Source organism: Morganella sp. Je.2.23 (genome assembly GCF_051129855.1).
In the GTDB taxonomy this organism is placed as follows: Bacteria; Pseudomonadota; Gammaproteobacteria; order Enterobacterales; family Enterobacteriaceae; genus Morganella; species Morganella sibonii.
This window is the reverse complement of record NZ_JBCPSQ010000001.1, coordinates 1,573,590-1,598,974: the sequence shown is the minus strand read 5'-3', so window position 1 is coordinate 1,598,974 and position 25,385 is coordinate 1,573,590. Positions and strand designations below refer to the sequence as shown.

Genomic DNA, 25,385 nt, shown 5'->3' with positions numbered 1-25,385 from the left:
ATTTCGCCGCAATTTATTTTCGGACAGAGCAAAAATCCGTTACGCAAACGTTTTCGTTTTCTGTTAGAATGCGCCCGTCACTGATGCCGGGGCATCAATTTGGATAGTGATATGGTTTGGATTGATTACGCAATTATTGCAATTATTGCTTTCTCGGCATTAGTCAGCCTGGTTCGTGGTTTCGTTCGTGAAGCCTTATCGTTAGTGACCTGGGTCTGTGCGTTTTATGTGGCCAGTGAGTTTTTCCCGCTGCTGGCGGACTATTTTACGCGCTTCGATGACCCGCTGGTCCGCAACGGAATCGCTATCGCGATTTTATTTGTTGCGACACTGATTGTCGGCTCGGTGATTAACCATGTTATCGGTTCACTGGTTCAGCGGACAGGCTTATCAGGCACAGATCGTGTTCTCGGGGTTTGTTTTGGTGCTCTGCGCGGGGTGCTGATCGTGGCGGCGATTTTGTTCTTCCTCGACAGCTTCACGCAGATGAGTCAGAGCAGCGACTGGCAGCAGTCACAACTCATTCCCCAATTCAGTCATGTTATCAGGTGGTTCTTTGACTACCTCCAGAATGCGTCAAGTTTCCTGCCGGAGAATTTTCCTTCTCCGCCCGGCTGATGAGGAAAAAACTACATGTGTGGTATTGTTGGTATCGTTGGTTTTACGCAAGTCAATCAATCAATTTATGACGCGCTCACGGTGTTACAACACCGGGGCCAGGATGCAGCCGGTATCGCAACCATTGACAGTAACAATGGTTTCCGGCTCCGTAAAGCCAACGGACTGGTGAAAGATGTTTTCGAAACCCGCCATATGCTGCGTTTGCAGGGTACACTCGGGATTGGCCATGTCCGTTACCCGACCGCAGGCAGCTCCAGTGCATCGGAAGCACAGCCTTTTTATGTTAATTCACCTTTCGGTATCACCCTGGCGCATAACGGCAACCTGACCAATGCACACACGCTGAAGCAGCAGCTGTTTGAAACGGCCCGCCGCCATGTCAATACCACCTCTGATTCTGAAATCCTGCTCAACGTGCTGGCGTATGAGCTGGATCGCTTCGATGCTCACCCGCTGGAGCCGGATAATATTTTTGCCGCCGTCAGTGCGATGCACAGTAAAATCCGCGGCGCGTATGCCTGTGTGGCACTGATTATCGGTCACGGTCTGCTGGCGTTCCGTGACCCGAACGGTATCCGTCCGCTGGTGCTCGGTAAACGCGCCCTGAATGACGGCCGCGAAGAGTATATGGTGGCCTCTGAAAGTGTTGCTCTGGATACCCTCGGTTTTGAATATCTGCGCGATGTGGCACCGGGTGAAGCGGTGTATATCACCGAAACCGGGCAGCTCTATACCCGTCAGTGCGCGGCAAATCCGTCACTGACGCCGTGCCTGTTTGAATTTGTCTATTTCGCCCGTCCGGATTCCGTTATCGATAAAGTCTCTGTCTACAATGCCCGCCTGCGTATGGGGCAGAAGCTGGGGGCCAAAATTGCCCGTGAGTGGGAAGACCTGGATATCGATGTGGTGATCCCGATTCCGGAAACCTCAATGGACAGCGCGCTGGAAATCGCTCATATGCTGAATAAGCCGTACCGCCAGGGGTTTGTGAAAAACCGCTATGTGGGACGTACTTTTATCATGCCGGGTCAGCAGGAGCGGAAAAAATCAGTCCGCCGCAAACTCAACGCCAACCGTACCGAATTTAAAGGAAAAAATGTGTTGCTGGTGGATGACTCCATCGTGCGCGGCACCACCTCAGAACAGATTGTGGAACTGGCACGTGAAGCCGGCGCGAAGAAGGTCTATTTTGCCTCTGCGGCACCGGAAGTGCGTTTCCCGAATGTCTACGGTATCGACATGCCGAATGCCAACGAGTTAATCGCGCACGGCCGTGAATCCGATGAAATCTGCCGTCTGATTGGCGCGGACGCGCTGATTTTCCAGGATCTGAGTGACCTTATTGATGCTGTGCGTGAAGAGAACCCGGATATCCGTGGTCTTGAGGCATCTGTCTTTGATGGTATCTATGTCACCAAAGATATCGACCAGGATTACCTCGATTATGTGGAAAACCTGCGCAGAGATGATGAATTAAAGTTGCGGGATCATAACGAAATTGAGAACCTTGAGATATATAATGAGGGTTAATCTCTTTTTTGTCGGGTGATGTTATGAAAAAACTGATTGTGGGGCTGACCGGCGCAAGTGGTGCAGTTTATGGTGTGCGTCTGCTGGAGGTCCTGCAAACGGTGCCGGAGGTGGAAACCCACCTGATTGTCAGTCAGGCGGCACGGCAGACACTGGCGCTGGAAACGGCGTACAGTCTGCGTGACGTGCAGGCTCTGGCGGATGTGGTGCATGATGAGCGCGATATCGCTGCGAGTATCTCCTCCGGCTCTGTCAGAACACTGGGGATGGTTATTCTGCCGTGTTCGGTGAAAACCCTGTCGGGGATTGTGCACAGTTACACGGACACTCTGGTGACCCGGGCGGCAGATGTGGTGCTCAAGGAAGGACGTAAGCTGGTGCTGGGGGTTCGTGAAACACCGCTGCATCTCGGACATCTGCGGCTGATGACACAGGCGGCTGAAATCGGCGCGGTCATTATGCCGCCGATGCCTGCATTTTATCATCAGCCGGAAACCGTGCAGGATATTATCGACCAGACGGTCAACCGCGTGCTTGATCAGTTTGATATTGAATTACCGGAAGATTTATTTGCCCGCTGGAGCGGGGCGAAAAATCCCCGTTCCGCACAGCCGTAACCTGCAATCCCGGCCGTTTTATCACCGGCCGGGATCTGCATTAATAGTCCGCCGGGCTATCCAGTAAATCCCGCAGAGCGTCTTCCAGATTAATAAACTGACAGCCGAATCCGGCGTCTTCCAGCCGTTTCGGCAGTGCATTTTGTCCGCCCAGTACCAGTACCGCAGCTTCTCCCATCAGTGCTTTAACCACAAATGACGGAACACGCAGCAGATGCGGACGGTGCAGGATCTGCGCCAGTACGGCAGCAAACTGTTCATTATGGGACGGATAGGGGGCAGTCATATTGAACGGGCCGTTCTGTGCCGGATCATCGAGCAGAAACAGAATGGCGCTGACCATATCACGGATGTGGATCCACGGCATATACTGACGGCCGTTGCCGGCAGGGCCGCCAAGACCGGCGCGGTATACCGGCAGCAGTTTCGCCAGCGCGCCGCCTTCCGGTGACAGCACAATTCCGGTGCGCAGCAGACAGACCCGGGTTTTCTCACTTTGTGCTTTCATCGCCAGAGCTTCCCAGCGGTCGCATAAGGTGTGGGTGAATTCCGGATGCGGCTCGTCGTCTTCCGTTACCACCGTTTGCCCCTGATCACCATACCAGCCCACGGCAGAGCCGGAGAGAAACACCGCAGGTGGCGTCTCACTGGCATTGATCAGTTCACTAAGCCGTTCGGTTATCTGCCAGCGGCTTTCACATAACCGCTTTTTCTGCTCTTCACTCCAGCGTTTATCTGCGATAGGCTCACCGGCAAGATTAATGACCGCATCAATATCATTAAGATGTGTTATTTCATTGAGTGAGCTGAGATTTTCTGCAGCTGAGCAAAAACGGGAATAGACTTTCTGCGGTGAGCGGCTCAGAACCACCACCTGATATTTCCGGGCAATCAGTGCCTGTACCAGCGGGGTGCCGATAAGCCCGGTACCGCCTGTGACCAGAATACGCATAGTTGCTCCTTCTGCCGGTAGGTTTCACTGACTATAGCAGTTTTTGCGGCCGGGGGATGTGATCGGCAAGAAAGAAAAACAATCATAGAACCGCTATCAATTCTTGATATACTGCTTTAACGACCATAATGGCACACTATCATTATTAGTTTGGTATATAAAAGCAGTATAAAACAGGGCCTGCGGATTGCCGGCGTGTGTCATTGAAAAAAACAGAAGCAGCATCTGTAATGCTGATAAAAAAAGAAAAGGTTAGAGGATGGAACAAGAAAGCGCTATCGAGTGGGTGGACGTGGTCGATGAGAATAATGATGTCATCGGTCAGGCGACACGCGAGCAGATGCGGGCGGAAAACCTGCGTCACCGGGCTACCTACATTGTTGTGCATGACGGCATGGGAAAAATTCTTGTTCAGCGCCGGACTGAGCACAAAGATTTCTGCCCGGGTCTGCTGGATGCCACAGCAGGTGGTGTGGTGCAGCAGGGTGAACTGATGCTTGATTCTGCCCGGCGCGAAGCGGAGGAAGAACTCGGGATTGCCGGTGTGCCGTTTGCCGAGCACGGCCTGTTTTATTATGAAGAGCCCATCTGCCGTGTCTGGGGCGGGTTATTCAGCTGTGTGACACACGGCCCGTTCGCGCTTCAGGAAAGTGAAGTATCAGAAGTGACCTGGCTGACGCCGGCGGAAATCACGGCCCGCTGTGACGAATTTACCGCAGACTCACTGAAAGCGCTTTCACTCTGGCTGACGCGCAATAATCAGAATTATACCCCGGCAGAGCCGCAAAAGGCGGCGGTAATATCTGAAACTGAAATGAGCAGTGACAGCGAATAAAAAAGAATAAAAACCGGAAAAGCCTGCAATATGCAGGCTTTTTTATATTTAAAATACGGTAAAATAAAAGGCTGGCAGTAAATATATCGAAAAAAAAGAATATTACCAGATGCTTTTTAAATATAATTTATGTTATTCCTGCTATTGAATATCAGCATTTTTCCGCAAAATATTATTGCAAATATAAACAATAATCTCATAATATTTATCAGCTATAGTTTTTATATTCTCTCGTAAATCATCTGTTTATATATCAATGGTGAATTTAATTAACGCATTGAAAAATAGTATATTTTATATTCTTACATAATCAGGTTGTTAACAGGGATATAAATAATAACGACCGGTAATAGGAATTATCCGGAAGTGGCCGGGAAAATAAAATACAAACCAAAAGAGAATAATGATGAAAAATAAATTAGCAGGATGGCTGTTGTTATTACCACTGCTTCTCACCGCATGGGGTGCATTTCAGTATTGGCGGATCAGTGATGAATATCAGGCTTACCAATATGTCATGGCTGATAAAGCGGAACTTCAGCGTCTGATTGCAGAAGACCCTGATACACAAATTACCTACGATGACGGGGAAACGGTTTCTGCCGGTCAGCATCTGGGCATGATTAACCGTGAGCTGAGTAAATACAGCAGCGAAATTGCCATGATCCTGGCCCGGGCTGTGGTCAGTAAGGGGACTATCGTCACCGGGATTTTATCCCTGCTGTTTGGCGCCGGGGCAATTTATCTCTGCATCAGCAGCGGCCGGGCTGCCCGCCGCTCCCGCGATGCTCTGCTGAAAGTCTTTGCCCGCTGCCGTAAACTGCTGCCGTTTATTCTGACCGGACAGATGACACTGGTCGGTCTGAGTATTATTTGTGTGATGGCTTATGAAGCTTTGTGGTTTGCCGGTAATTTCGTGATGAGAGGCGGTGGTGCGAAAATCATGATCTTTATTCTGATCAGTATTGTGCTGATCATCTGGTATATCATCAAGGGTCTGTTTAAGCTGCGCAAGAGTTTCGCTATGTTCCGCAGTGAGCCGTCTGATGTGACCGGGCATGCTGTCAGCCGTGAGGAAGCGCCGGGGCTGTGGCAGTGGGTGGATGAGATTGCTGCCAGAGTCGGCACAACACCGCCGGATCATATTATTGCGGGTATGACGGAATGCTTCTATGTGACATCCCACAGCATTAATCTGAATGAAAATCAGCTGATTGAAGGGAAAACGCTGTACTTCCCGCTGCTTTATTCCGCGCTGCTCAACCGGGAAGAAGCCAGTGCGGTTATCGGTCACGAGCTGGGGCATTTTACCGGTGAAGATACCACGTACAGTCTGAACTTTGCGCCGATCTATGCCGGGATGAGCCACAGTATTTCGCTGGTGGCGAATGAGGTGCAGGATTATTACAGTAAAGTGATTATGAGCCCGTCCGTGTATCTCGGGATCTTCTTCCTCGAACAGTTTGATTTTGCGGTCAGCCACTGGAGCCGTATCCGCGAACTGGAAGCGGATAAAGCCGGGGCATCGGTCAGTTCACCGGCAGCAGTATCCTCATCACTGTTGCGTATTTCTGCGGTCAGTGACGTGATTTCTGAAACACTGGGTGAGCTGTATGAAGGCACTCTGAAAACGGATGATCTGCTGCCGGTGGTAATGGCACGCCTGCGTGAGCGTGGTGTACCGGAGGCCGGGCAGTTCCTGAATGAGGCAACCAGTCACCCGAGCGACAGCCATCCGCAAACCCGTACCCGTATTGAAGCGCTGTCTCAGGATATCAGCGATGATCTGCTGGCCGCCGCTTCCCGTGAAGTGCAGTCAGATGATTACGCCAATATTGCGGATCTGTTCACGGATGCCAAAGCCATTTCGATGTCACTGACTGCGTCACTTTCCGGCATGGTCGCTGAGTACACCACACAGCGGACAGCAGCACTGGAAACCATGCTGCATGAATCCGATGCTGCAGATGAAGTGATTATCACTGAGCAGCGGAAAGTATTCCGGATGATGTTTATTTTTGGTCTGGTGGTTGTGGCCGGGATGGGAATTGCCACTGTGAAACTCGGTGCGGAAAACCTGGTAAAATCCGGCACGGTTCACGGTTTCTGGCTGTTGCTGTTGTTTTGGGGCGTTGCCTTTCTGTACCGCAAAAAAGGGAAAACGCCACTGTTTGCTTTCCGCCATGGTCAGCTGGTCAGTGATAAACTGACACAGGCATATCCGCTGCATTACATTGTCGACTATGACATCACAGAAGCCTCCGGTGTGGCGATACTTACTTTGCATGTGGCGGATGGTGCACCGGCCCCGGTCCCGGCTGTAAAAAGCCGTTTATTTAAATATGATGCCAAAAAGCGGAAATTGATTATTCTGCTGGCCGGTATCCGTATCTGGCAGGGGAAATCATTATCTTTGCAGGATTTATCAAATCTGGTACACAGTCAGTTGCAGATAGCACACGTAAAACATGAATTACGGCAGTAATTATTTTTTTCTGAAACAGACAGAACCGCCGCAAGGCGGTTTTTTTTTAAGATGACTGAATAATTAATAGCAATTACAACTGACTCTTTTTTTATTATCGTGTATTCCGGAGGTAAGGAATGCATAAGATAAATACAGCATTAACAGACAATATTAAGTCCCTTAAAATAAGCACATCAACATTTGTTGATATTATGGACGGACTTAAAACCGGCAGTGTATTAAGTCATCAGTTACAATCACAGAATCTGACGGATTATTATCTTGCCGGACAGGCTTATACTGTACAATGGAAAATTGTCCGCAAGAGTAATCATATTCTTGAACCGTTTCCGTCAACCTGGGAACAGGTGAAAGATTTTTTAGTGCCTGAATTATACGCTGCGGAAAACCTGATTTATGTTGCCGGCAGCGGAGAATGCATCTGTGATGCGGCATTAGCGGGCGGGATGAGTTGTACCTATTTTGAAAAGCTGGGTTTCAGCGGCGTGATAACCGGAGGTGCCGTCAGGGATGGTCAGGATCTTAACACACTTTCCATACCGGTTATTGCCACGAATTTAACGCCGACAGATACCCAGGGCGCATATTATGTATCTGAAACCGGCGGCAGTTGCCGGATAGAGCAGGTAACAATTCACACCGGTGATCTGATTATTGCGGATATTAATGGTGTGGTGGTAATACCTTACCATGATATTGATACTGTAATCAGTAAAGCGATTGAAATAACAGAAATTGAAAATAACATGCTGGAGAAAATACGGCGCGGAGAACGGTTGCCGGATTTAATCAGTATCACAGGAAGAATATAAATTCAGAAGGAAATAAAAATTGTTAACTATTCATACACTCGGTCCGAACGGAACGAACTGCGAAAAAGCAGCGCATCACTGGCTGAGTGAAAATAATATTAAAGGCAATGTGAAGTTATATCCGACATTGGAGTCAGCCACTGAATGTGTCAGGCAGGATAAGGATGGTGTTCTGCTCGGCTGTATTGTATACCCCGATTTACATAATATCGTTTTCCGGAACTTAACCTGGCTGGAATTAAAAGCCTGTTTTGTGCTGGACACACACAATATGTTATTTGCCTCACGTCATACTGATTATAACGATATCCGCCATGTGGGATCACATCCGGCACCACAGCACTTATTTGCTGAGCTGCCGCTGCTGAATAAAGAGGTACGGAAAACCTTATTTACCTCCAACAGTGAGTCCGGTGTGCAGTGTGCTCACGGCGCGGTGGATGGCTGCATTACCACACTCACCACAGCACAAAAATACCATCTGCATATCCTGCATGACTTTGGCCCTGTACCGATGGGCTTTTCTATTCATGCCCCTAAATAATCGGTTAACACTCAGGAGTGTATTATGAGTTTAATTCCCGGAAATGAACTGCTTTCCTATGATATGGATTTAACCCGCAAAGAGGGAGAAGAAAGCAAGATACAGGCTAAATTTATCCACGGTACCGCATTTACCATGACGTTCTGGTCATTTAAGCCGGGAGCCGTGATCCCGGAGCATCAGCATGAACACGAAACCCTGACAACCGTGCTGTCAGGCTCTCTGCGGCTGACCGTGGACGGCAAAACTGTGATCCTGAAAGCCGGTGATTCCGGACTGGTACCGTCCTGGGCGGTTCATGATGCGGAAGTACTCGAAGAGTCCGAGGTTATCGATGTGTATACCCCGGTGCGGGAAGATTATGTCGCACGTCAGGAGGGGCGGCTTGAAACTTATCTCGCCACCTCACAGGAACGAAAATAACAGGGATTCAGGGAGCAGAGTGTGAAAAAACAACAGGACGGGCACCCGCTGTGGTTGCCTTCCTTATGGATACATTTCCCGGCATTGCAGCAGCCGGAATATCCGGAACCGTCAGCGGTCAGCTATGTGGTGCAGCAGTTGCAGACGGCACCGCCGCTGGTTACCACCGCAGAAATTATCTCTCTGAGACAGGCGCTGGCGAAAGTCAGCGCGGGGCAGGGAATTGTACTGCAGTGCGGGGATTGTGCGGAATCCTTTGCCGGTTGCCGGGAGGATGTGCTGACAAACTGGACTGATACTGTCAGCACGATGTCGGGAATTATCAGTGACGGATTTTCTTTGCCGGTTCTGAAAATAGGGCGGATTGCAGGGCAGTATGCCAAACCGCGCAGCAGTCCGGATGAAACCCGCAACAGCGTGACGCTGCCGAGTTACCGCGGGGATATCATCAACGGCCACGGGTTTACTGCCGCTGCGCGTATCCCGGCACCGGAACGGATGCTGAATGCGTATTATCGTGCGGCAGTGACACTGAATGCCCTGCACGGCAGTGAACGGGAAGCAGAGGAGGCTGACCCGTTATTCGCACCGTTTTATGTCAGCCACGAAGCGCTGTTGCTGAACTATGACAGCGCATTGACCCGTATCAGCCCGGCAGACAACCTGTGGTACAACTGTGCGGCGCATACCGTCTGGCTGGGGGATCGCACCAGTGAACCTTCTCAGGCGCATGTACAGTATCTGCGGGGTATTGAAAATCCGATCGGTATCAAATGCGGGCCGTCAATGACCGGCGAAAAACTGGCACAGCTGCTGGAGTTACTGGACCCGGGCAATCAGCCGGGCAAAATTATGCTGATTATCCGGATGGGCGCTGACCAGATTACGGAAAAACTGCCGCCGCTTATCCGGGAAGTTTCAGCGCGGAAAACCCCGGTTATCTGGCTGACAGATCCGATGCACGGTAATACCCGCAGTACTGCTGAGGGTCTGAAAACCCGTGATTTTCCGGTGATCTGTGAGGAGATAAGATTGTTTGTGCAGCTTATCAGAGAGGCCGGTCTGTATCCCGGTGGTCTGCATCTGGAAATGACAGGGCAGGCGGTGACTGAATGTACCGGCGGGCCGCAGGCGCTGACCGATAAGGATATCGGGCAGTGTTATGAGTCGCTCTGTGATCCGCGGCTGAACCGGGAGCAGTCAGTTGCCCTGGCGCGGGTGGCAGCAGGATACCGGCAGAGTGATAAACAGGAAGGATAAAAAAATCCCGGCGGGGAAACCCGGCCGGGATTATTGTCTGTGGCTTTTCAGTCAGCAGAACTTATTTTTTCTTCGCTTCATCCTGCGCTGCCTGAATAGCAGTCAGTGCGATGGTGTACGCGATATCGTCAACTAACGCACCACGGGACAGGTCGTTAACCGGCTTGCGCATACCCTGCAGCATTGGTCCGATAGAGACCAGGTCTGCTGAACGCTGAACCGCTTTGTAAGTGGTGTTACCGGTGTTCAGGTCAGGGAAGATGAAGACGTTTGCTTTACCTGCAACCGGAGAGTCCGGTGCTTTGGTTTTCGCAACGTCAGCCATCACGGCGGCGTCGTACTGTAACGGACCGTCGATGCACAGATCAGGACGTTTTTCTTTGGCGATACGGGTCGCTTCGCGGACTTTCTCAACATCGTCACCCTGGCCGGAAGTCCCGGTAGAGTAAGAGATCATCGCAACGCGCGGGTCAATACCGAATGCTTTCACAGAGTCAGCAGACTGAATAGCGATTTCTGCCAGCTGTTCAGGGTTCGGATCCGGGTTAATTGCGCAGTCACCGTAGACCAGAACTTCTTCAGGCATCAGCATGAAGAACACGGAAGATACCAGTGAGCTGCCCGGTGCGGTTTTGATTAACTGTAACGGCGGACGAATGGTATTTGCGGTGGTGTGAACAGCACCGGAAACCAGACCGTCAACTTTATCCTGCTCCAGCATCATCGTACCCAGTACGACGTTGTCCTGTAACTGCTCGCGGGCAACGACTTCGGTCATGCCTTTGTTTTTACGCAGTTCAACCAGACGCGGTACATACAGCTCACGGATGTCAGCCGGGTTAACCAGTTCGATACCGGTACCCAGAGTCACGCCCTGTGCAGCTGCAACGCGGCGGATTTCTTCCGGATCGCCTAACAGCACGCAGGTCGCCAGACCACGTTCAGCACAGATAGCTGCTGCTTTGATCGTACGCGGCTCATCACCTTCAGGCAGAACAACGCGTTTTTTCGCTTTGCGTGCCAGTTCGGTTAACAGGTAACGGAATGCCGGTGGTGACAGACGGTTAGGACGCTCAGAATCAGCAACCAGAGAATCGATCCATTTGGTATCGATGTGGCTTGCAACGTAGTTCTGAACCAGTTCGATGCGCTCACGGTCATCAGCAGGGACTTCCAGGCTGAAGCTTTGCAGGTTCAGCGAGGTCTGCCAGGTGTTGGTGTTCACAGTGAAAATCGGCAGGCCGGTTTCGAACGCACGTTCGCATAGTTTGGCAATGCTGTCATCGATCGGATAACCGCCGGTCAGCAGGATCGCACCGATTTCCACGCCGTTCATCGCTGCCAGGCAGGCAGAAACCAGCACGTCAGGACGATCAGCGGAAGTTACCAGCAGAGAACCCGGACGGAAGTGCTCCAGCATGTTAGGAATGCTGCGTGCACAGAATGTCACAGATTTGATGCGGCGGGTTTTGATGTCGCCTTCGTTGATGATTTTTGCGCCCAGGTGGTTCGCCATGTCGACTGCACGGGTGGCAATCAGTTCGAAATTCCACGGTACACTGCCGACAACCGGCAGAGGCAGGGATTGCAGATCATCCGTGCTCAGGTGAGCGATAGTGGCTTTGGATGAATCATCAAAGATTTCAGACAGGTCAGGACGGGTACGGCCCTGCTCATCAACCGGCGCGTTAACTTTGTTAACGATAACGCCGGCGATGTTGGTGTTCTTGTGACCACCGAATTCGTTGCGGATCAGTTCCAGACGCTCTTTGATTTCCGCTGCGCTGTCATTGCCCGGTGCTGTCACGAACACGATTTCCGCACCCAGAGTCTGGGCGATATCGTAGTTCAGGGACTGTGCATGCGGGTAGTTGCGGGTTGGTACCAGACCTTCAATCAGGATCACTTCCGCACCCTGAGTGTGCTCGTGGTAACGCGCAACGATTTCTTCCATCAGAATATCTTTCTGATTGGTGGTCAGCATGGTTTCCACATAATCCATATCCAGCGGCTCTGCCATTTTCAGGGAAGAGTGAGCGCGTAAGATTTGGGTGGTCTGATCTTCAATACCTGCACGGCGCGGCTGTGCAACCGGTTTGAAGAAGCTCAGGCTGACGCCTTTCTGTTCCATTGAGCGGACAACCCCGAGGCTGACGCTGCTTAAGCCGACACTGGTGCCGGTAGGAATGAGGATAATAGTACGGGACACATGAACCTCTTATTTTTTCACAATTCGGTGTTCAAAATAAATCCGCCGGCAATGGCCGGCGGAGAGCAAAGATTATGCAGTCAGACGCGCTGCATCCTGTGCGATGACTAATTCTTCGTTAGTCGGGATCACCAGGGCAATGCTGCTGTCATCAGTGGTGATTTTGCCTGCGTTACCGAAACGGGCAGCCAGGTTACGTTCGTGGTCCAGTTTGAAGCCCAGCAGAGCCAGTTTCTCCAGAGTGTGTTCACGAACCATTGCTGCGTTTTCACCGATACCGCCGGTGAAGATGATAGCGTCCAGACGGCCTTCCATCAGTGTCGCGTAACCACCGACGTATTTCGCCAGACGGTGGCAGAATACATTCATTGCACGGGTCGCGTCAGCTTGTTTACCGTAGTTTTCTTCAACATAACGGCAGTCGCTGGTGACTTCGGTCAGACCCTGCAGGCCGGATTCTTTGGTCAGCATTTTGTTGATTTCTTCAACGCTCATGCCCATTGAATCATGCAGGTGGAAAATGATAGCCGGGTCGATATCACCGGAACGGGTACCCATGACCAGACCTTCCAGCGGAGTCAGACCCATAGAGGTGTCGACGCACTCGCCGTTAACGATAGCTGCAACAGAACCACCGTTACCTAAGTGGCAGGTGATCACGTTCAGTTCTTCAACCGGTTTGTTCAGCATTTTAGCGGCTTCACGGCTGACGAAATAGTGGCTTGTACCGTGGAAACCATAGCGGCGGATACCGTGGTCTTTGTACAGGCTGTACGGCAGGGCATACAGGTAAGCTTCTTCAGGCATAGTCTGATGGAAAGCGGTATCGAAAACACCGACGTTTTTATCAGCCAGGTGAGGGAAGGCTTTCAGTGCTTCTTCCACGCCTAACAGGTTAGCCGGGTTGTGCAGTGGTGCGAATGCTGAGCACTCTTCCATTGCTTTAACAACTTCGTCAGTGACGATAACAGAGTGAGCGAATTTCTCACCGCCGTGAACCAGACGGTGGCCGATGCAGCCGATCTGTGCTGACAGCTCAGGTTTGTCGCCCATGATATCTTTCACGATGAAACGCAGAGCTTCGCTGTGAGCAGCGCCCGCGCCTAACTGTGCTTCGTGTTTAGCACCATCCATTTTCCACTTGATACGTGCTTCCGGCAGGTTAAAGCATTCTGCCAGACCCGTCAGATATTCATCACCAGTTGTAGGGTCAATGATCGCAAATTTCAGTGAAGAACTACCGCAGTTAAGTACCAGTACCAGCTTACTTGACATGGAATTACCTATAATCTTGTTGTGGATAAGTCTTATGTGTTAAGACAGTGGTTAAAACGTAATCTAACTAAGCGTAGCGCAATATTTCAGCGCCGTTCATGATTAACATCATGCAATTTTTATATTGAACGATAAATCATCGCTGCAATCTGTTGTCTGAGGCGTGATGGCGTAAAAACACACATTTTGCCCTTGAAAAAGGCCGCATCAGACAAAATAATTAACTCAGGATTATTTCACCGTGATTAAACGGGCGTAGCATACCCGCAGATGACAGCAATTTCAAAATATACTTAATCCTACAAAAATATTTTGACTGAATGTAGCCATATTTTAATTATTATGTTTTTTATTGATTGAGGTCATAATGCCTGATAACACACCGGCAAAACCGGGTCTGTTCCGCGCACTGCGTCTCGGCAAACGTTACGCCGCCACCTGGCCGGCCGTGAAGCAGCTCGCCCCGGTTTTCCCGGAGAATCGTGTCATAAAATCCACGCAGTTCGGTATCCGTTTTATGCCGCCGTTGTCGGTGTTTACCCTGACATGGCAGATAGCGCTCGGCGGGGCGTTAGGGCCTGCTGTTGCCACCGCACTGTTTGCCTGCTCGCTGCCTTTGCAGGGGCTGTGGTGGCTGGGCCGCCGCGCCGCAACACCATTACCGGCCGGGCTGCTCAGCTGGTTTTATGAAATCCGCGCAAAGTTTGCCGAAGCCGGTATTGCGATTGCGCCGGTCGAAGGCACACCCGATTATATGGCACTGGCGGAGTTACTGAAACGCGCTTTTAAGCAACTGGACAACTCTTTCCTGGATGACCTGTAAGTGCCGCTGTTTTCCGCCCGTTTCCGCGGGCGGTATAACCGCTTCCTTTATTAATCGATTCAGCTTGTGTAACTCCCTGTTTTTCCTCTCCGTAAAATTACCCGGTCGAAATCCCCCGCTGAGATCAAAAAAGGTGTGTATTTCACTATCTTATAGATTTGAGTAATGCGATGATTCTGACCATACCCCGGATTACTTTTTCAGGAGATACACCATGGAAATGACCAATGCACAACGCCTTATCCTTTCTAACCAGTATAAAATGATGGCTATGCTGGACCCGGATAACGCCGAGCGCTACCGCCGCCAGCAGACGATTATTGAGCGCGGCTTCGGACTGCAGATGCGCGAACTGGATCGCGATTTCGGTGAACTGCCGGAAGAAATCTGCCGTCGTGTGATTGATATGATGGAAATGTACCACGCACTGCGTATCTCCTTCGACAACCTGAAAGAAGCAAAAGATATCGATCAGCGCCGTATCCACTTCTTAGGTTTTGATGCGGCAACAGAAGCACGTTATTTAAGTTATGTGCGTTTTCTGGTAAATACGGAAGGACGTTACACTCACTTTGACAGCGGCAGCCACGGTTTTAACTCCCAGACACCAATGTGGGATAAATATGTCCGTATGCTCGGTGCATGGCATAACTGTCCGCGCCAGTACCACCTGAGTGAAGTGGAAATTAATCAGATCCTTAACGCATAATATTCCGGTATCCGCACGGCGAGGCACGCATGACACTGACTGCAAAAGGCTTTTTGTTTGATCTGGACGGCACACTGGCCGATTCTCTGCATGTGGTGGAGCGTGCCTGGCTGGCATTTGCCCGTCGTACCGGAGCGGATGAGGATGAAGTTAAGCATTTTATTCACGGCAAACCGGCGGTTGAGTCCATCCGCCATTTTCTGCCGGATGCGGATGAGAGTGAAATCGCCGCGCAGCTGGCGTGGGTGACAGAGCAGGAGATCAGGGAGAGTGATCAGGTCACAGACCTGCCCGGTGCGCAGGCACTGCTGGCGCGTCTGGTTTCCCTTGAAATTCCGTGGGCGATTGTCACTTCCGGTTCTGTGGCGATAGCCCGTCCGCGTCACAGTGCGGCGAATCTGCCGGAGCCGGATGCCTGGGTGACAGCCGATAATATCACCCGCGGTAAACCGGACCCGCAACCCTACCTGCTGGGTGCGGAAAAGCTCGGGCTGTCACCCCGTGACTGTTTTGTGTTTGAGGATGCCACCGCCGGTCTGCTCTCCGGGCTGGATGCCGGTTGTCAGGTAATTGCCGTACATGTCCCGGCCGGAACACCGCGCACGGATGAACTGGCGATGCGGGTGGATTCACTGACAGAAATAGAGATTCAGAAAGCGGCGGACGGCACGGTGACGCTGACCCGTCGTCCCGGCTGACCGCCGGTAAACATGCGGTACAGTACCCGGTCAGACGATGAGGAAACCGGGACTGTGCGTTAACAGAAAACGATGAGACAGGATGTTCGCTGTCCGGGCATTGACGAAAGAGGACGTTGGTGAATACGGAACTCGTGTGGGTGCTGACCCTGCTGTTTATCGCCATTGTTTTATTTACCACCAACAAGGTCCGGATGGATGTTGTGGCGTTGCTGGTGATCACCGCCTTCGTACTCAGCGGTACGCTTACCGTTAATGAAGCCGTTGCCGGTTTCAGTGATCCCAATATTCTGCTGATTGCCGCCCTGTTTGTTATCGGGGAGGGGCTGGTGCGTACCGGGGTTGCCTATCAGATGGGTGACTGGCTGGTGCGGGTGGCCGGCTCCGGCGAAACCCGTCTGCTGGTGTTCCTGATGGTCAGTGTTGCCGGGCTCGGCGCATTTATGAGCTCGACCGGCGTGGTGGCTATCTTTATCCCTGTTGTGCTCAGTGTCTCTGCACGTATGAAAATCCCGCCTTCACGGCTGATGATGCCGCTCGGCTTTGCCGGGCTTATCAGCGGTATGATGACGCTGGTGGCAACACCGCCGAACATGGTGGTGAACAGCGTCCTGGAAATGGAAGGCATCAAAGGCTTTCATTTCTTCTCGGTTACCCCTATCGGATTACTGATCCTGCTGGCCGGTGTCGGCTATATGCTGATTGCCCGCCGCTGGCTGGGCAGCAAACAGCCGGAGAAAGCAGGGGACAATGTACAGCGTACCTTTCGTGACCTGATCCGCGACTACAAACTGAGCGGCCGTGCGCGGCGTCTTGCTGTCCGTAACGGCTCGCCGCTGATTGGCAAAACGCTCGACGAACTGCACCTGCGTACCCGTTACGGTGCCAATGTGGTGGGGATTGAGCGCTGGCGTCGTTTCCGGCGGGTGATGGTCGGTGCAACCGGCGGTATGGAATTGCGTGACCGTGATGTGCTGCTGATTGATATGTCGGCCAGTGATATGGATCTGCGTGAATTTTGTGCCGAACAGATGCTGGAGCCGATGATCCTGCGCGGCGAATATTTCTCAGAACACTCCCGCAACGTGGGGATGGCTGAAGTCTCCCTGAATCCTGAAAGTGAACTTATCGGCAAAAGCCTGCGGGATATCGGTTTCCGTACCCGTTACGGCCTGAATGTGCTGGGGTTGCGGCGGGGCGGCTCTGCCCTTGACGGCAATATTGTGGATGAGCCGCTGCAACTCGGGGATATTCTGCTGGTGGTCGGCGACTGGAAAATTATCCGCGTGCTGGCGACCAAACGGCGTCACTTTATTGTGCTGAATCTGGCAGCGGAAGCGGAAGCTGTGGTGCCGGCAGCATCTCAGGCACCGCATGCCCTGTTTTGTCTGGCGCTGATGGTGGCGATGATGGTCACCAATGAAATCCCGAATTTTATTGCGGCACTGATTGCCTGCCTGCTGATGGGGAAATTCCGCTGTATCGATATGGAAAGTGCGTACCGCTCAATTCACTGGCCGAGCATCATTCTGATTGTGGGGATGATGCCGTTTGCGCTGGCGTTACAGAAAACCGGCGGTATCACGCTGATTGTCAGCGGGCTGATGGATGTCGCAGGTGATCTGGGGCCGCATGTCATGCTGACAGCGCTGTTTGTGCTGTGCGCCACGATTGGCCTGTTTATCTCGAATACCGCAACCGCCGTTCTGATGGCACCGATTGCTATCCAGGCCGCGTATGAAATGCAGGTATCGCCGCTGCCGTTTGCGATGGTGGTGGGGGTGGCGGCGTCGGCGGCCTTTATGACGCCGGTGTCATCACCGGTCAATACGCTGGTGCTCGGGCCGGGAAATTACACCTTCGGGGATTTCGTCAAAATCGGCGTGCCGTTTACGCTGGTGGTGATGGCAATCAGTATCGCGGTGATCCCGTTACTCTTCCCGTTCTGACGGCGTGCCCTGATGAAAACGCAGTTGCCAGATATCCGGGGCGGTTTCTGTCCACAGGGATGAGCGGTTCGTTTCTCTGATACAGCGGCCTCCGGCCAGCTGAAAGCTGCGGTAGGTTATTAACACACAATTGCCGCTGATTTGTGAACAGCGATAATCACCGGAATAGATGTGCTGTGCATGCTGTACCGGTGATAACAGGTCATTCAGTGTGTCGTCTTTGTCAGCGGATACACCTGAGCGGCAAAATTCAAAGAATGCCGGATGCAGCAGGACTGAGAGCGTCTGATAATCCCCTCTGTACCACGGACGGTGCAACCGTTTCTCCTGACGAATCAGTTTTCTGAATAATTCTGTTTCATGCATAAACAAGTATCCCGTTCGTTACTGACTGATCTCATCCAGTGACAGACTGAAGCCGGGAATAAACACGTCGCGGAAATAATCCATTTCCGGGCTGCGGCGTTCTTCCAGGGTTTTTTCCAGCCGGGCTTTCGCCAGATGAAACTCGGTATTGCCTGCACCAATCTCTTCCAGACACTTGAGATAAGCACACAGGGCATCTGCCTGTTTGACGATTGCTGCATCTTCCGGTGAATGCGCGTCTTCATCAATCAGCGGGGCAAAATCTGCCTGTAATTCTTCGGGGATCATGGCAATCAGTTTCTTTTGTGCCATCCGTTCGATTTTTTTGTATTCATGCGCAATCTGCGGATTGTAATACTTGATAGGCGTCGGCAGGTCACCGGTGATCACTTCGCTGGCATCATGGTACATCGCCAGCAGGGCGATTTTTTCCGGGTTGAGTGTACCGCCGAATTTGCGGTTTTTAATCACGGCCAGCGCATGTGCCACAAACGCCACCTGGAGACTGTGCTCAGAGACGTTTTCCTGAATCACATTGCGCATCAGCGGCCAGCGGGTGATCAGTTTCAGACGGGAAAGGTGGGCAAAAAAGTAACTCATAGACAACATTCCTGACAGCAATCTGTTGATAATAAGAGCGGATATTCTGCGGTGTTCCGGGCGGGATGTAAATAAAAACGGCTTCCCGGGGGAAGCCGCTGACAGCAGAAACGATTACTGACGGTAGTGGGAGAGGAAACGCCCGAAGCGGTTAATTGCCATCTCCAGATCGTCCTCACGCGGCAGTGTCACGATACGGAAATGGTTCGGTTCCGGCCAGTTAAAGGCAGTACCCTGTACCAGCAGCACTTTTTCCTGTAACAGCAGGTCGAGGATCATTTTCTGGTCATCGTGAATATTAAAGCGTTTGGCATCAAATTTCGGGAACATATAGAGTGCGCCCATCGGTTTGACACACGAGCAGCCCGGTATCTGGTTAATCAGTTCCCAGGCTTTGTTGCGCTGTTCATACAGACGGCCGCCGGGATGAATAAACTCGTTGATGCTCTGATAACCGCCGATAGCGGTCTGGATAGCATGCTGCATCGGCACGTTGGCGCACAGACGCATAGACGCAAGCATTTCCAGCCCTTCGATATACCCTTTGGCGTGTTTCTTCGGTCCGTTCAGCACCATCCAGCCCTGACGGAAACCGGCGATACGGTAGGTTTTTGACAGGCCGTTAAAAGTCACGGTCAGCAGATCCGGTGCCATTGCCGCAATTGAGTGGTGGACAGCATCGTCATACAGAATTTTGTCGTAGATTTCGTCAGCAAAGATGATCAGATCATTCTGACGGGCGATTTCGACGATCTCCTGTAACAGGTCTTTACTGTAGACAGCACCGGTCGGGTTGTTCGGGTTAATCACCACAATACCGCGGGTGCGCGGAGTGATTTTCTTTTTGATGTCTTCGATATCCGGCATCCAGCCCTGTTCTTCGTCACACATATAGTGCACGGCAGTACCGCCGGAAAGAGAGACAGCACCTGTCCATAACGGATAATCCGGTGCCGGCACCAGCATTTCATCCCCGTTATTCAGCAGTGCCTGCATGGACTGCACAATCAGTTCAGAAACACCGTTACCGATATAGACATCTTCCACGGTCATATCGCGCATGCCGCGTTCCTGATAGAACTGGACAATGGCTTTACGGGCAGAATAGAGGCCTTTTGAATCGCTGTAACCCTGGGAGCTTGGTAAATTACGGATAACATCAACCAGAATTTCGTCCGGGGCATCAAAACCAAACGGCGCCGGGTTACCGATATTCAGTTTGAGAACTTTCTGGCCTTCCTCTTCGAGACGTTTAGCCTCTTTGAGCACCGGCCCGCGAATGTCGTAACAGACATTATCGAGTTTGTTGGATTTCTTTATTATATTCATCTGTTCAGGACCTTAGCGCGTTAATCTTGGATTTAATCAGGCAAAACCCGTTATAACCCACTGTACTCTTACCGTCAGGGCTTTTGAAGCCGGTAAACGTCTTTTGGTGAAAAACAACAGAATTTGTTTTGGAAAGGATCGGGAGTGCCGGTTAATTATTGATATGTCGGAGTATTATTCTTGTTTTTGCGCTTAATGCGGATGTTGTGACTGGTGTGTGGGTGGTTACGGAGTTTTGTAAAGTTATCTATCGGAAGATCATAATTAGTAAAGTAATACAGTGTTTTTACTAAATGGTCAGCAGTTGTTGAAATTGTATAATCTTTTCTTATATATTAACCTATGATGCTGGTAATTATTAGTAGTATAACTAATGAGATTTCACGGCATGATCTGGTTTTAAGAGTATTTGACCTTAAATTTGCAGAATAATCAGATTTATCTTGCAGCAGGACGAATTCGCAGCATGCATTTTTATAAGTTACAAATTGTCTTGTTTCGCAATGTTTGGAAAACAATGCTGTAAGTTACGAAAAATTTGTGTGTTTGTATAGCAGGCCTGCTGTTTTACCATGCTGCATTACATAATGGAGTTACTCACAGTTACGTATTTTTGTTAGTGTTAGTTATGTTTTACTCTACCCTGATATATAGGGTAATGTCTTAGTTGGCTAAGCTATTTTTCATGCCAATAAACACCAGGTAGTTATTAAAAATCAAAATTAGTGAAGAAAAAACAATGATAAATTCAAACCGTCCAGTGTTAAATTTGGATCTCGACCTGCTGCGGACATTTGTGGCAGTCGCAGATCTGAACACCTTCGCGGCGGCAGCAGCGGCAGTATGCCGTACTCAGTCTGCCGTCAGTCAGCAAATGCAGCGTCTCGAGCAACTCGTCGGGCGCGAACTGTTTGCGCGCCATGGCCGTAACAAGTTACTGACCGATCACGGGTTACAACTGTTAGGTTATGCCCGTCAAATCCTGCGTGCAAATGATGATGCCACCGCATCACTGGCATACAACGATGCAGAAGGGGAGTTACGCATCGGGGCATCCGATGATTCCGTTGACTCACTGCTGCCTTTCTTACTCAACCGTATTGCTTCGGTATACCCGCGTATGGCCGTTGATGTCCGCATCAAACGCAGCCAGTACATTGAAGGTATGCTGGATAACCATGAAATTGATCTGGCGCTGACCACCGCGCGGATCGCTCATCACCCGCGTACTGCCCTGCGTACCGCACCGGTATTGTGGCACTGTGCGCCTGATTTCCAGTTACAGCCGAATGAGCCGATTCCGCTGGTGGTGATGGATGAAACTAACCCGTTCCGCCATCTCGCGGCGGAAACACTGGATGAGGCAGGGGTACCGTGGCGTGTTGCTTATGAAGCCGCATCACTTTCTGCTGTCCGTGCAGCCGTGAATGCTGAAGTCGGGATCACCGCCCGTCCGCTGGAAATGCAGAATGCCGACCTGCGCATTCTGAGTGTCAGCGAAGGGCTGCCGCGCCTGCCGGAAATTCAGTACTGGTTATACCGTAACAGTGACGAGCAGAGCGAGTCAGTGCTGACAGTGTACCAGGCTATTGAAAACAAAAAGACACCGTATACCGTCACACCGGCGGACGATGATAAAGCAGCAGAGTAATGCTGTGATAATCTGACGCGGAACAGACATAATTTGTGACAGTCAGACACACCGCCGGGGGATAATTTCCCCCGGCTTTTTTGTATCCTCTCCCCCCGTACGGAAATCTCATATAAATGTTAACAGCATCACGCCGTGTTCAGGTTTTTGATGTTGTTTTAAGCGCCGTATCGCAGTTTTGTTTACTTGTTTGTTACAATGTTAACAAAACACATGTTCTGTGATTGCCAAAATTAACAGCGCTCATTACATTGCAATAAAACTTTGTTAAAAACCTGACTATATTTATCAGGTTTTTATAAATGGTTATGAATTAATCATTTGTTAAATAATTTTCAGCCAAACTGTGATTGAGATCATAAATATTGACCCTGTTTACCGATGGAAAGACAGGTTTTTCCTGAGATAATGGGTTAGTAAAAGCGATGTATCCGTTAATATAATAAAGTTAATTTTCAATTTGGTTACTTACTGACACGTTTTAGCGATAAAGTCGCACGACGGGTTAATCTTAAGTTGATAGTTTGTAACAAAATCTGGAAGAGCGGGGAACAATCCGGGTGACCGGCTTTCTCATCACGATAAGTGTTGTATCCGCCATTAAGTTGTTCCTCTCGTGTGTCGCTGTGGTGCTGTATGCAGGTACGGCAGGCAACACCACCTTTAATGAGTAAGCAATGAGTATGTCAACAGCCACTGAAGTTCTGGCCCATAACTGGGCATTTGCCATCTATCTTTTAGGTGCTCTCGGGTTATGTGCATTTATGTTGCTGGGCGCCCGTTATCTCGGGGGCCGTGCAAAAGCACGCGCCAAACATCTCCCTTACGAATCAGGTATTGACCCGGTCGGCAGCGCACGTCTGCGGATGTCTGCGAAGTTCTACCTGGTTGCCATGTTTTTCGTGATTTTCGATGTTGAAGCCTTATACCTGTTTGCCTGGTCTGTTTCGGTCAGAGAAACAGGCTGGATAGGGTTCACCGAAGCCGCAATCTTTATTCTGGTGTTATTGGCAGGGCTTTTCTATCTGGCACGTATCGGCGCGCTGGACTGGACACCTGTACGTTCACGCCGCGAGGTGAAACACCCGAGCGTTGTGAACAAAATCAATAACAATCAACCGTAGTCAATAGTGAGGCACAAGATGGATTATACGCTCACCCGCATCGATCCAAACGGTGAGAATGACCGTTATCCCCTGCAAAAACAAGAGGTTGTCAGTGACCCGCTTGAGCAGCACGTTCACCGCAGCGTGTATATGGGGAAACTCGAACATGCATTACACGATATGGTTAACTGGGGCCGTAAAAACTCCCTGTGGCCGTTTAACTTCGGTCTTTCCTGCTGTTACGTAGAGATGGTGACCTCCTTCACGGCAGTACATGACGTCGCCCGTTTTGGTGCGGAAGTACTGCGTGCCTCGCCGCGACAGGCGGACTTTATGGTTGTGGCCGGAACCTGCTTTACCAAAATGGCTCCGGTTATTCAGCGTCTGTATGACCAGATGCTGGAACCGAAATGGGTTATCTCCATGGGCGCCTGTGCCAACTCCGGCGGTATGTATGATATTTACTCCGTAGTACAGGGTGTCGATAAATTCATTCCGGTGGATGTGTATATCCCGGGCTGCCCGCCGCGTCCTGAAGCTTATATGCAGGCGCTGATGCTGTTACAGGAATCTATCGGAAAAGAGCGCCGCCCGCTGTCGTGGGTGGTGGGTGATCAGGGTGTTTACCGCGCCAATATGCAGTCAGAAAAAGAACGAAAACGCGGTGAACGGATTGCAGTAACAAACCTGCGCTCCCCGGACGAAATTTAAGGCTTTCGGGCCACCGGGCGCAATATTTGCAATGTGTTGCGTCCATTGAACCCTGAACAACTGTTGTGGTGAAGAATGATGACAGAAAGTAATACGCAGACCGCACAGCGTCCCGCGTGGCAGACTCATGATTACCTGGATGATCCGGTTATTGAGGAACTGCGCCGCAAGTTCGGTCCTGACGCATTTACGGTTCAGCCGACACGTACCGGGATGCCGGTCGTCTGGGTGAAGCGTGAGCAGCTTCCGGAAGTACTGTTTTATCTTAAATCGCTGCCGAAACCGTATGTGATGCTGTTCGATCTGCACGGGACGGATGAGCGCCAGCGCACCCATCGCGAAGGTCTGCCGGCGGCGGACTATTCCGTGTTTTATCACCTGATTTCCATTGAGCGTAACCGCGACATCATGCTCAAAGTGGCGCTGAGTGAAAATGACCTGCATGTGCCGACGGTGATCTCCGCGTTCCCGAACGCGAACTGGTATGAGCGCGAAACCTGGGAAATGTTCGGCATTATTATCGACGGACACCCGAATCTGCGCCGCATTATGATGCCGCCGACCTGGGAAGGGCATCCGCTGCGTAAAGATTATCCGGCGCGGGCAACGGAATTTGATCCGTTTGTTCTGACCAAACAGAAAGAAGATCTGGAAATGGAGGCGCTGACCTTCAAACCGGAAGAGTGGGGCATGAAACGCGGCAATGAGAACGAGGACTTTATGTTCCTGAACCTCGGCCCGAACCACCCGTCTTCCCACGGTGCATTCCGTATCATCTTGCAGCTCGACGGTGAAGAGATTGTCGACTGCGTGCCGGATATCGGTTATCACCATCGCGGTGCGGAAAAAATGGGTGAGCGTCAGTCATGGCACAGCTACATTCCGTATACCGACCGTATTGAATACCTCGGCGGCTGCGTCAATGAAATGCCGTATGTGCTGGCGGTGGAAAAACTGGCGGGGATTGAGGTTCCGGCACGTGTGGATGTGATCCGCGTGATGCTGTCAGAACTGTTCCGCATTAACAGTCACTTGCTGTATATCAGTACGTTCATTCAGGATACCGGAGCGATGACGCCGGTCTTCTTTGCCTTTACCGACCGCCAGAAGATTTATGATGTGGTGGAAGCCATCACCGGTTTCCGTATGCATCCGGCCTGGTTCCGTATCGGTGGTGTGGCGCACGATCTGCCGAAAGGCTGGGATCGCCTGCTGCGCGATTTCCTCGACTGGATGCCGAAACGCCTGGAATCCTATGTCACTGCCGCACTGAAAAACTCTATTCTCAAAGGCCGTTCTGTCGGCGTGGCGGCATACAACGCGAAAGAAGCGCTCGACTGGGGCGTAACCGGTGCCGGTTTACGTGCGACCGGGATTGACTTTGACGTGCGTAAATGGCGTCCGTACTCCGGTTATGAGAATTTTGATTTTGAAGTGCCTGTTGCCGCCAACGGCGACTGTTATGACCGTGTGATGCTGAAAGTAGAAGAAGTGCGCCAGAGTCTGCGCATTCTGGAACAGTGCCTGAAAAACATGCCGGAAGGGCCGTTCAAAGCGGATCACCCGCTGACCACGCCGCCGCCGAAAGAGCGCACCTTACAGCACATTGAAACCATGATTAACCATTTCCTCCAGGTGTCATGGGGTCCGGTGATGCCGGCTCAGGAATCATTCCAGATGATTGAGGCGACAAAAGGAATTAACAGCTATTACCTGACCAGTGACGGCAGCACCATGAGTTACCGTACCCGAATCCGTACACCAAGTTATGCCCATCTGCAGCAGATCCCGTCAGTGATCAGCGGCAGTCTGGTGTCTGACCTGATTGTGTACCTCGGAAGTATCGATTTCGTTATGTCGGATGTGGATCGCTGATT

Annotated in this window: 23 protein-coding genes; 17 read left to right on the top strand and 6 right to left on the bottom strand. The window is 51.1% G+C overall.

Annotation, left to right across the window (positions count from 1 at the left end; translation table 11 throughout):
• Positions 1-111 precede the first annotated feature (111 nt).
• The 3 genes from cvpA to AAZR23_RS07685 are packed head-to-tail and all read left to right on the top strand — an operon-like array spanning position 112 to position 2,768.
• Positions 112-618: a colicin V production protein gene (gene cvpA, locus AAZR23_RS07695; protein ID WP_004235126.1), complete on the top strand. Its 507-nt coding sequence runs from the start codon at positions 112-114 to the stop codon at positions 616-618.
• Positions 619-633: 15 nt separating this feature from the next.
• Positions 634-2,151, top strand: a complete 1,518-nt coding sequence (gene purF, locus AAZR23_RS07690; RefSeq protein ID WP_046893326.1) for an amidophosphoribosyltransferase — start codon at positions 634-636, stop codon at positions 2,149-2,151.
• Positions 2,152-2,174: 23 nt separating this feature from the next.
• On the top strand, positions 2,175-2,768 hold the full coding sequence (locus AAZR23_RS07685) for a UbiX family flavin prenyltransferase (protein ID WP_052927029.1): 594 nt from the start codon (positions 2,175-2,177) through the stop codon (positions 2,766-2,768).
• Positions 2,769-2,808: 40 nt separating this feature from the next.
• Here AAZR23_RS07685 and AAZR23_RS07680 read toward each other — a convergent pair whose 3' ends face one another.
• A complete protein-coding gene (locus AAZR23_RS07680; RefSeq protein WP_046893324.1) occupies positions 2,809-3,720 on the bottom strand; it encodes a TIGR01777 family oxidoreductase in 912 nt (303 codons plus the stop codon).
• A 259-nt stretch (positions 3,721-3,979) separates the two neighbouring features.
• Here AAZR23_RS07680 and yfcD point away from each other — a divergent pair, with 259 nt between their 5' ends.
• The 6 genes from yfcD (at position 3,980) to AAZR23_RS07650 (ending at position 10,082) form a co-directional block, all read left to right on the top strand.
• Positions 3,980-4,555, top strand: coding sequence for an NUDIX hydrolase YfcD (yfcD, locus tag AAZR23_RS07675; RefSeq protein WP_166708110.1), 576 nt, complete (start codon positions 3,980-3,982; stop codon positions 4,553-4,555).
• A 403-nt stretch (positions 4,556-4,958) separates the two neighbouring features.
• Complete coding sequence (locus tag AAZR23_RS07670; protein ID WP_218426266.1) at positions 4,959-7,040, top strand: M48 family metalloprotease; 2,082 nt, start codon at positions 4,959-4,961, stop codon at positions 7,038-7,040.
• Positions 7,041-7,159: 119 nt separating this feature from the next.
• Positions 7,160-7,855: an RraA family protein gene (locus tag AAZR23_RS07665; RefSeq protein WP_434691619.1), complete on the top strand. Its 696-nt coding sequence runs from the start codon at positions 7,160-7,162 to the stop codon at positions 7,853-7,855.
• Between the two features lie 19 nt (positions 7,856-7,874).
• Positions 7,875-8,399, top strand: a complete 525-nt coding sequence (locus tag AAZR23_RS07660; protein ID WP_218426264.1) for a hypothetical protein — start codon at positions 7,875-7,877, stop codon at positions 8,397-8,399.
• Positions 8,400-8,423: 24 nt separating this feature from the next.
• Positions 8,424-8,822 (top strand): cupin domain-containing protein, encoded by a 399-nt coding sequence (locus AAZR23_RS07655; RefSeq protein WP_166708107.1) that lies wholly within the window; start codon positions 8,424-8,426, stop codon positions 8,820-8,822.
• A gap of 21 nt (positions 8,823-8,843) precedes the next feature.
• Complete coding sequence (locus tag AAZR23_RS07650) at positions 8,844-10,082, top strand: 3-deoxy-7-phosphoheptulonate synthase (protein WP_434691615.1); 1,239 nt, start codon at positions 8,844-8,846, stop codon at positions 10,080-10,082.
• A 61-nt stretch (positions 10,083-10,143) separates the two neighbouring features.
• Here AAZR23_RS07650 and pta read toward each other — a convergent pair whose 3' ends face one another.
• On the bottom strand, positions 10,144-12,291 hold the full coding sequence (pta, locus tag AAZR23_RS07645; RefSeq protein ID WP_182106726.1) for a phosphate acetyltransferase: 2,148 nt from the start codon (positions 12,289-12,291) through the stop codon (positions 10,144-10,146).
• 72 nt (positions 12,292-12,363) lie between these two features.
• Entirely contained in the window at positions 12,364-13,566 is a 1,203-nt protein-coding gene (locus AAZR23_RS07640; RefSeq protein ID WP_046893317.1) for an acetate kinase, read from the bottom strand.
• Positions 13,567-13,933: 367 nt separating this feature from the next.
• Between AAZR23_RS07640 and yfbV the strand changes: the two genes are divergently transcribed.
• The 4 genes from yfbV to AAZR23_RS07620 all read left to right on the top strand — a co-directional run bounded on the left by yfbV (position 13,934) and on the right by AAZR23_RS07620 (position 17,745).
• Positions 13,934-14,389 (top strand): terminus macrodomain insulation protein YfbV, encoded by a 456-nt coding sequence (yfbV, locus tag AAZR23_RS07635; protein ID WP_004239859.1) that lies wholly within the window; start codon positions 13,934-13,936, stop codon positions 14,387-14,389.
• Positions 14,390-14,603: 214 nt separating this feature from the next.
• Entirely contained in the window at positions 14,604-15,098 is a 495-nt protein-coding gene (locus tag AAZR23_RS07630) for a YfbU family protein (protein WP_046893316.1), read from the top strand.
• Positions 15,099-15,127: 29 nt separating this feature from the next.
• Positions 15,128-15,796, top strand: coding sequence for a sugar phosphatase (locus AAZR23_RS07625; protein WP_434691610.1), 669 nt, complete (start codon positions 15,128-15,130; stop codon positions 15,794-15,796).
• A 119-nt stretch (positions 15,797-15,915) separates the two neighbouring features.
• Positions 15,916-17,745 carry an SLC13 family permease gene (locus tag AAZR23_RS07620; RefSeq protein ID WP_349416737.1) on the top strand — a complete coding sequence of 610 codons (1,830 nt, stop codon included), beginning with the start codon at positions 15,916-15,918 and terminating at the stop codon, positions 17,743-17,745.
• Here AAZR23_RS07620 and AAZR23_RS07615 read toward each other — a convergent pair.
• From AAZR23_RS07615 to AAZR23_RS07605, 3 genes are all read right to left on the bottom strand, one after another.
• On the bottom strand, positions 17,728-18,111 hold the full coding sequence (locus AAZR23_RS07615; RefSeq protein WP_166708103.1) for a DUF4440 domain-containing protein: 384 nt from the start codon (positions 18,109-18,111) through the stop codon (positions 17,728-17,730). The genes AAZR23_RS07620 and AAZR23_RS07615 overlap by 18 nt on opposite strands.
• An 18-nt stretch (positions 18,112-18,129) precedes the next feature.
• Positions 18,130-18,711, bottom strand: coding sequence for a 5'-deoxynucleotidase (yfbR, locus tag AAZR23_RS07610; RefSeq protein ID WP_004235147.1), 582 nt, complete (start codon positions 18,709-18,711; stop codon positions 18,130-18,132).
• 114 nt (positions 18,712-18,825) lie between these two features.
• On the bottom strand, positions 18,826-20,040 hold the full coding sequence (locus AAZR23_RS07605) for a pyridoxal phosphate-dependent aminotransferase (RefSeq protein WP_046893313.1): 1,215 nt from the start codon (positions 20,038-20,040) through the stop codon (positions 18,826-18,828).
• 739 nt (positions 20,041-20,779) lie between these two features.
• Between AAZR23_RS07605 and hexA the strand changes: the two genes are divergently transcribed.
• From hexA to nuoC, 4 genes are all read left to right on the top strand, one after another.
• A complete protein-coding gene (hexA, locus tag AAZR23_RS07600; protein WP_046893312.1) occupies positions 20,780-21,691 on the top strand; it encodes a transcriptional regulator HexA in 912 nt (303 codons plus the stop codon).
• A 677-nt stretch (positions 21,692-22,368) separates the two neighbouring features.
• Positions 22,369-22,815, top strand: coding sequence for an NADH-quinone oxidoreductase subunit A (locus AAZR23_RS07595; protein WP_349416734.1), 447 nt, complete (start codon positions 22,369-22,371; stop codon positions 22,813-22,815).
• Positions 22,816-22,833: 18 nt separating this feature from the next.
• Positions 22,834-23,508 carry a NuoB/complex I 20 kDa subunit family protein gene (locus AAZR23_RS07590; RefSeq protein WP_046893310.1) on the top strand — a complete coding sequence of 225 codons (675 nt, stop codon included), beginning with the start codon at positions 22,834-22,836 and terminating at the stop codon, positions 23,506-23,508.
• Positions 23,509-23,586: 78 nt separating this feature from the next.
• Positions 23,587-25,383: an NADH-quinone oxidoreductase subunit C/D gene (nuoC, locus tag AAZR23_RS07585; RefSeq protein ID WP_107678949.1), complete on the top strand. Its 1,797-nt coding sequence runs from the start codon at positions 23,587-23,589 to the stop codon at positions 25,381-25,383.
• The last annotated feature ends 2 nt before the right edge of the window (positions 25,384-25,385 follow it).

What these genes read in the sequence shown, in the direction of transcription:
- hexA (WP_046893312.1), top strand. Translation starts at nt 20,780, where the DNA reads ATGATAAATTCAAACCGTCCAGTGTTAAATTTGGATCTCGACCTGCTG.
- purF (WP_046893326.1), top strand. Translation starts at nt 634, where the DNA reads ATGTGTGGTATTGTTGGTATCGTTGGTTTTACGCAAGTCAATCAATCA.
- AAZR23_RS07605 (WP_046893313.1), bottom strand. Translation starts at nt 20,040, where the DNA reads ATGAATATAATAAAGAAATCCAACAAACTCGATAATGTCTGTTACGAC.
- AAZR23_RS07680 (WP_046893324.1), bottom strand. Translation starts at nt 3,720, where the DNA reads ATGCGTATTCTGGTCACAGGCGGTACCGGGCTTATCGGCACCCCGCTG.
- cvpA (WP_004235126.1), top strand. Translation starts at nt 112, where the DNA reads ATGGTTTGGATTGATTACGCAATTATTGCAATTATTGCTTTCTCGGCA.
- AAZR23_RS07665 (WP_434691619.1), top strand. Translation starts at nt 7,160, where the DNA reads ATGCATAAGATAAATACAGCATTAACAGACAATATTAAGTCCCTTAAA.
- AAZR23_RS07590 (WP_046893310.1), top strand. Translation starts at nt 22,834, where the DNA reads ATGGATTATACGCTCACCCGCATCGATCCAAACGGTGAGAATGACCGT.
- AAZR23_RS07655 (WP_166708107.1), top strand. Translation starts at nt 8,424, where the DNA reads ATGAGTTTAATTCCCGGAAATGAACTGCTTTCCTATGATATGGATTTA.
- AAZR23_RS07640 (WP_046893317.1), bottom strand. Translation starts at nt 13,566, where the DNA reads ATGTCAAGTAAGCTGGTACTGGTACTTAACTGCGGTAGTTCTTCACTG.
- yfcD (WP_166708110.1), top strand. Translation starts at nt 3,980, where the DNA reads ATGGAACAAGAAAGCGCTATCGAGTGGGTGGACGTGGTCGATGAGAAT.
- yfbR (WP_004235147.1), bottom strand. Translation starts at nt 18,711, where the DNA reads ATGAGTTACTTTTTTGCCCACCTTTCCCGTCTGAAACTGATCACCCGC.
- AAZR23_RS07615 (WP_166708103.1), bottom strand. Translation starts at nt 18,111, where the DNA reads ATGCATGAAACAGAATTATTCAGAAAACTGATTCGTCAGGAGAAACGG.
- yfbV (WP_004239859.1), top strand. Translation starts at nt 13,934, where the DNA reads ATGCCTGATAACACACCGGCAAAACCGGGTCTGTTCCGCGCACTGCGT.
- AAZR23_RS07685 (WP_052927029.1), top strand. Translation starts at nt 2,175, where the DNA reads ATGAAAAAACTGATTGTGGGGCTGACCGGCGCAAGTGGTGCAGTTTAT.
- AAZR23_RS07625 (WP_434691610.1), top strand. Translation starts at nt 15,128, where the DNA reads ATGACACTGACTGCAAAAGGCTTTTTGTTTGATCTGGACGGCACACTG.
- AAZR23_RS07630 (WP_046893316.1), top strand. Translation starts at nt 14,604, where the DNA reads ATGGAAATGACCAATGCACAACGCCTTATCCTTTCTAACCAGTATAAA.
- nuoC (WP_107678949.1), top strand. Translation starts at nt 23,587, where the DNA reads ATGACAGAAAGTAATACGCAGACCGCACAGCGTCCCGCGTGGCAGACT.
- AAZR23_RS07670 (WP_218426266.1), top strand. Translation starts at nt 4,959, where the DNA reads ATGATGAAAAATAAATTAGCAGGATGGCTGTTGTTATTACCACTGCTT.
- AAZR23_RS07595 (WP_349416734.1), top strand. Translation starts at nt 22,369, where the DNA reads ATGAGTATGTCAACAGCCACTGAAGTTCTGGCCCATAACTGGGCATTT.